Origin of the sequence: Binatus sp. (SeqCode), assembly GCF_036522015.1 — a bacterium.
GTDB lineage: Bacteria > Desulfobacterota > Binatia > Binatales > Binataceae > Binatus.
In genome coordinates, this window is sequence record NZ_DATDGQ010000189.1 from 22,058 (window position 1) to 28,167 (window position 6,110).

Sequence of the window (6,110 nt, forward strand, 5' to 3'; positions counted from 1 at the left end):
CGCAATAGATGCATCGGCTCGCATCGGTTCGATCGATCAATGCTCGGATCGATGTTCAGCGGGGCCTTTAGCCGGCATGAGGTTGTGGGCCGTATTGACCAGGGAGACATGGGTAAAGGCTTGCGGAAAATTTCCGAGCTGCCTGCGAAGAGCGGGGTCGTATTCCTCGGACAGCAGGCCGACATCATTGCGCAGATCGAGCAGGCGCAGGAACAGATCCCGCGCCTCCTGAATACGGCCCGCGAGCGCATAGTTATCAGCGAGCCAGAACGTGCACGGCAGGAACGCGCCTTCACCCGGCGGAAGTCCGTCGACGCCAGTCTCGGTCGGGTACCTGAGCACCAGGCCTTTGTAGATCAGTTCGCGCTCAATTGCAGCTACGGTCGAGACTACACGCGGATCCTTTGCCGGCAGAAAGCCGACCAGCGGAATCATCAGCAATGACGCGTCCAGCGATTTCGAGCCGTAGTATTGAACGAAAGCGTTGCGCTCCACGTCGAAGCCACGTTCGCAGACGTCGCGATGGATCTCGTCGCGCAATGCGAGCCATCGATCGAGCGGCCCGTCGCCGAAGCCATGACGAATCTCTTTTACCGATCGATCGACCGCCACCCACGCCATCACTTTCGAATGCGTGAAATCGCGGCGCGGGCCGCGCACCTCCCAGATTCCCTCGTCCGGTTGCTTCCAGCCCGACTCAAGGAAATCCATCAGCTCGCTCTGAAGCCGCCAGGCGTCGTCGTTGCGTTCCAGTTTGTATTTGCGCGCGACGTGCAGCGTGTCGATCACCTCGCCGTACACGTCGAGCTGGAATTGCTCGTGGGCGGCGTTGCCAATACGAACTGGAGCACTTTTCTCATAGCATGAGAGCCACGGCAGCTCCAACTCAGTGAGCATTCGTTCGCCCGCTACTCCATACATGATCTGAGTATCTTGCGGATGACCTGCTATTGCTCTGAGTAGCCATTCGCGCCACGCGCGCGCCTCATCCGTATAGCCAGAAATCAATAGTGCGTAGAGCGTAAAAGTGGAATCGCGAAGCCAGCAAAATCGATAGTCCCAGTTACGCGGTCCGCCGAGACATTCGGGGAGCGATGTAGTCGGCGCCGCGATGATGCCGCCGGTTGGCGTATAGGTAAGAGCTTTCAGCGTGATTAGCGACCGCATTACAGCGTCGCGCCATTCGCCCTGGCAACTGCATCGGCCCGCCCAATCGCGCCATCGTTGCTCGGTCGCCGACAGCTTGCTGAGCGGATCACCATCACCGGGTTCATCTTCGTGCGAAGGATACCCGGTCAATCTGAAAGACTCTGATTGACCTTCGCTGATAGTAAATTCGCCGATGGTGGTAAAGTCCTTGCTGTCCAAGGGAACCGCTGTTCGAAACGCGATCGCGTTCGGCCCCGAGATTGCGCTGATACCATAGTCGCGTTTTCGCACCCACGGGATCGTGTGCCCATAATCGAAACGGATAGTCAGTTCCGTTCGCATCGGCACCTGCCCGCGGATGCCCTTCACGATTCGAATCAGATCGACCTGCCCTGGCCGCTCGGCGACCGGCATAAAGTCGACGACCGTCGCGACGCCGCTCTCAGTCTCGAATTCGGTTTCAAGCACGAGCGTATCGTCGCGATACTTTCGCCGGACCTGCTTGACGCCGCCCTGCGGCGCCACGAGCCATCGTCCGTTCTCTTCGGTTCCAAGGAGCGATGCGAAGCACGCGCCCGAATCAAACCGCGGAATGCACATCCAGTCGATCGAACCGGTACGATTGACGAGTGCCGCCGTGCGCAGATTTCCGATCAGCGCATAGTTCTCGATCGGGCTGCTCATTCGAACGCTCCCGCTGAAGGACCGCGATCTCTCGCCACCAGGACCGCGACGGAAACCGGCGGCATTTCAATCGCGGCATCATCGATGCGAACCCCGGACCTGGACGCGAGAGAAACGTGCAACCCTGCCGCACCGTGCCCGATAGGTATGCGTTGCGGAGCTGGCGCAAAGTTGCAAATCACAGCAGACTCGCCGCGGTGGATGCGGATCCAGCCCGCCGATTCGTCGAATGCGACCGCATCGAGATCGAGTTGTCCGTCTTCCAGATCCGGTATGCATCGGCGAAGAGCGATCAGCTGCCGATACCATTCGAAGATCTCGCGATGCGCACCGCGCTCGCGCTCTTCCCAATCGAGTTTCGATCGCTCGAAAGTCTGCGATGCCTGCGGATCCGGAATCTCCGACGCATTGGCGACGAACGGTCCGTATTCCGCTTTGCGGCCTTTGCGTACAGCCTCCGCAAGCGCCACGTCCAGATGATCGGTGAAATACTGAAACGGACTCGACGCGTTCCACTCCTCGCCTTGAAACAGCATCGGAACGAACGGCGCGGTCATCAGCAGCGCCGCCGCAATCTTGAGGTGGTCAATATTCACGAGATGTCCGAGACGCTCGCCCATCGCGCGATTACCGACCTGGTCGTGATTCTGCGTGAACGCGATAAATCGATGCGCCGACAGCCCGAGCACCGGTCTGCCATGCCTGCGCCGGCGACTCTTCGAATATGTACCGTCGTACACGAAGCCGCGGGTCAGGCATCTCGCGAGCTGCGCGATCGAGCCGAAGTCCGCCAGGTAGCCGGCGGTCTCTCCGGTCAGGATGGTGTGCAGCGAATGATGAAAATCGTCGTTCCATTGCGCGTCCAGGCCAAAGCCGCCCGCTTCGCGCGGGGTGACGATTCGCGGTTCGTTGAGATCGCTTTCCGCGATCACCACCAGATGGCGTCCAACTTCGGCTTCGAGACCGTGAACCTCCACGCCGAGTTGCTCGAGAAAGGGAATCGCGGAGTAGTCGAAAATTGCGTGGATCGCATCCAGGCGCAGGCCGTCGATGCGATAGTCGCGCAGCCACATCAACGCGTTGTCGCAAAAAAACCGCCGTACCTCGTCGCTGTCTCTATCGTCGAGGTTGAGCGCCTCGCCCCAGGGCGTGTGATATCGGTCGGTGTAGTAAGGACCGAATTTGCCGAGATAGTTCCCCTCCGGACCGAGGTGATTGTAAACGACGTCGAGAATAACGCCGAGGCCGCGCCCGTGCGCCGCATCCACGAAGCGTTTCATCGCGTCAGGGCTGCCGTACGAATGATGCGGCGCGAAGAGATCGACGCCGTCGTAGCCCCATCCGCGCGCGCCCGGGAACTCGCTCACCGGCATCACCTCCACATGGGTAACGCCGAGATCACGTAGGGAGGCGAGCCGCTCAGCGGCGGCGTCAAACGTGCCCGCGGGCGTAAACGTGCCGATGTGGCACTCGTAAATGATCGCCGACGATAGAGGAGCCGGCCGCCATTGCGCATGACGCCATTCGAAGCTGGAATGATCGACCGGGCGCGACATTCCGTGCACGCCGTTGGGCTGAGACGGCGAACGCGGATCCGGCAACGGCGGCCCACCGTCGAGACTAAAGGCGTAGTCGGCGCGCGCCAATTCGGGATCCAGTTCGGCGTGCCACCAACCGCCGCTCCCTCGACGCATCTCGACACGCTGATTTGCTGTAACCATCGCGACGCTTGCCGCCGATGGCGCCCAGACCGTGCGCCGATTCACGGCGAAGCGCCCTCGCGCGCCAGCAACACGACTGGAAATCGCCGCATCAGCTCGGGCAGCTTTATGCGGCTACCGCGCAATCGCTCGCCGGTCAGATGATTCGTCCATTCGCCGCGCGGCAATTCGACTTCCGTGTCGCGCCAATCGCCGCCCAGCTTCGCGACCAGCCGCGGCACAATCGTCACGACGGATTCACCGCGCATGAAAGCGACGACGTGATCGCGGCGCTCACCGCGAACTTCGAGCTGCTCAATCCCGGCCTCTTTGCCGAACCATTCCGGACGCTGCTTGCGCAGTGCGAGCGCCTGCCGAATCAACCACAGCTTGGGCATCCCCTCATCGATACGCTCCATCACCTGTTCGGGCGTTGCGTTTCTGAGGTCGGCGAGCAGACGGCGGCGCAGCTCGAAATCCGGCGGCCGGCGATTGTCGGGATCGACCAGTGTGAGGTTCCACAGCTCTGAACCCTGGTAGAAATCCGGCACCCCGGGCGCGGTAATTTTCAGCAGCGTTTGCGCCAGCGAATTTATCCGCCCGGGATAGATCAGCGAACCAACAAACTTGTTCAGCGACTCGATGAAGCTCGGATCGTCGTAGATGCCGCCGATGAACTTCCGCACCGCATCCTCATATGCCGGCACCGGATCGGTCCACGACGTATGGACCTTGGCTTCGCGCGCCGCCTTTTCCGCATAAGCGAGCATTCGCGATTTTTCGATCGGCCACGCGCCGACCATGCTCTGATAGAGATGATATTCCATGTTTCGATCGGGAATCTCGCCGCTGCGATGGCATTCGTTTATCGCGGCCCACTCCATCACCGCGCGGCTCCATCGCTCGGGCTCCTCGGACAGGAGAAACAGGCGCGCCCGCACATCCTCGCTGCGCTTGGTGTCGTGGGTCGACGTCGCCAGCATCGTGAGCGGCCAGTGACGATGCATCTTGCGGCACCACGCGAGGAATTCCGCGGGCGTGACGCCAAAACAATCCGGCTCGCCGCCGACTTCGTTGAGCGCAAGCATTCGGTTGAACGAATAAAATGCGGTGTCCTCGACGCCCTTCGCCATCACGGCGGCCGAAATCTGTTGAAATCGAAGGGCCAACTCGGCGCCCAACTTTCCCCCGGTCCGCAGCGCCAGGATATCGCGCAGGAAATCGAACAATCGCGCCTCAAGGTCCGGCCGATATGCTTTGCCTGCCTCGATCGCCGCCGAGATTTGACAATCGTCCTCGGGCGCGACTTCGCGCGGCTCACGAACGTACGTGCGGTAAACCGGCACGCACGCCACCGTCGCACGGATAACCTCGTGCGCATCGTGGCGGGTGTAGTCGCGGTGGAGGCGGTCAGCTTCGCAGAGGTCCAGCAACATTGCCGTGAGAGTGTTGATCTCGCTACCCAGCGTATCGCGCATCGAAAACTGCTTGCGCGCGCGAACCAGCGCTGGATAGTCGGCCGACTCACCGGTGAACTCGCGATAAAAGTCCGTCAACGGCTGCTCTCCGGCGGGATCGACAAACAGCCGGCCTGCGATGTTCAAAAAATCGTAGCCGCTGGTACCCTCGATCGGCCACGATTCACGAAGCCTCTCAGCGCCAAGGAGAATTTTCTCGGCAACGATCCAGGTATCGGGGCACGCCGCCCGCAAGCGCTGAAAGTATTGCAGTGGATCGCGCAAGCCGTCGGGATGATCGACGCGAAGCCCCGTGACACGGCCCTCGGCAACCCACCGCATCACCAACTGATGAGTCGCGTAGAACACCCGCTCGTCCTCGATTCTGAGGCCGACGAGCGAATTGATATCGAAGAAGCGCCGGTAGCCAAGATCGCGCGCGGCCATTCGCCAATACGCGACGCGATAGTTCTGCTGCTCGAGTAACTCGTGCAGCCGATCCGGATCAACATTCAGCTCCGCGATGACTTCGTCTATCGCTCTCGCCACCACCGCGTCCTCATTCAAGAGCTTCGTGAGCATGTCCGCCAGCAACTTCTTGTCGCGATGGCGCCGGGTGATGCTCTTGAGATCGGTCGAGGACGGCGACGGCAGCGCATCGAATCCGTCCGCGAGAAAAGCGAGCGCATCGCTCCCGCATTTCACCGCCGCCGGCGCGAGAATCTGCCACAACGACCGTGGCGCAACCGGGAACACCCGGTCGCCGTTGCGCACTTCGAAGTTGCCGCCCTCGCGAACGACCTTGAGTTTCCCAGCCTCGAGCAGGATGCCGTATTGATCCTCGAGCACCGGCATCAGCAGCGTATTGTGGATGCGGCGTTCTGGCGGTTCCCAATCGACATCGAAGAACTCCGCGTAGGCGCTCGAAGGCCCATTCTCGAGCACGTCCCACCACCACGGATTCTCGCGATCGATCGCCATGTGATTCGGCACGATGTCGAGCACCTGGCCCAGACCTGCCTGCTTCAGGCGCTCGCTGAGACGCCCGTAGGCCGCCGCTCCGCCGAGCTCGTCATTGAGCCGCCCATGATCGGTCACGTCGTAGCCATGGGTGCTACCG

Annotated in this window: 3 protein-coding genes; all 3 read right to left on the reverse strand. The window is 61.1% G+C overall.

All coding sequences use genetic code 11. The features are described 5' to 3' along the window. Nucleotides 1-36: 36 nt before the first annotated feature. A complete protein-coding gene (locus tag VIW95_RS08070) occupies nt 37-1,833 on the reverse strand; it encodes a glycoside hydrolase family 15 protein (protein ID WP_331585195.1) in 1,797 nt (598 codons plus the stop codon). Continuing rightward, a complete protein-coding gene (treZ, locus tag VIW95_RS08075; RefSeq protein ID WP_331585197.1) occupies nt 1,830-3,599 on the reverse strand; it encodes a malto-oligosyltrehalose trehalohydrolase in 1,770 nt (589 codons plus the stop codon). The genes VIW95_RS08070 and treZ overlap by 4 nt, the downstream gene beginning before the upstream one ends. Beyond that, the coding region (treY, locus tag VIW95_RS08080; protein ID WP_331585199.1) for a malto-oligosyltrehalose synthase at nt 3,596-6,110 on the reverse strand (2,515 nt) is incomplete at its 5' end. The genes treZ and treY, both read right to left, overlap by 4 nt.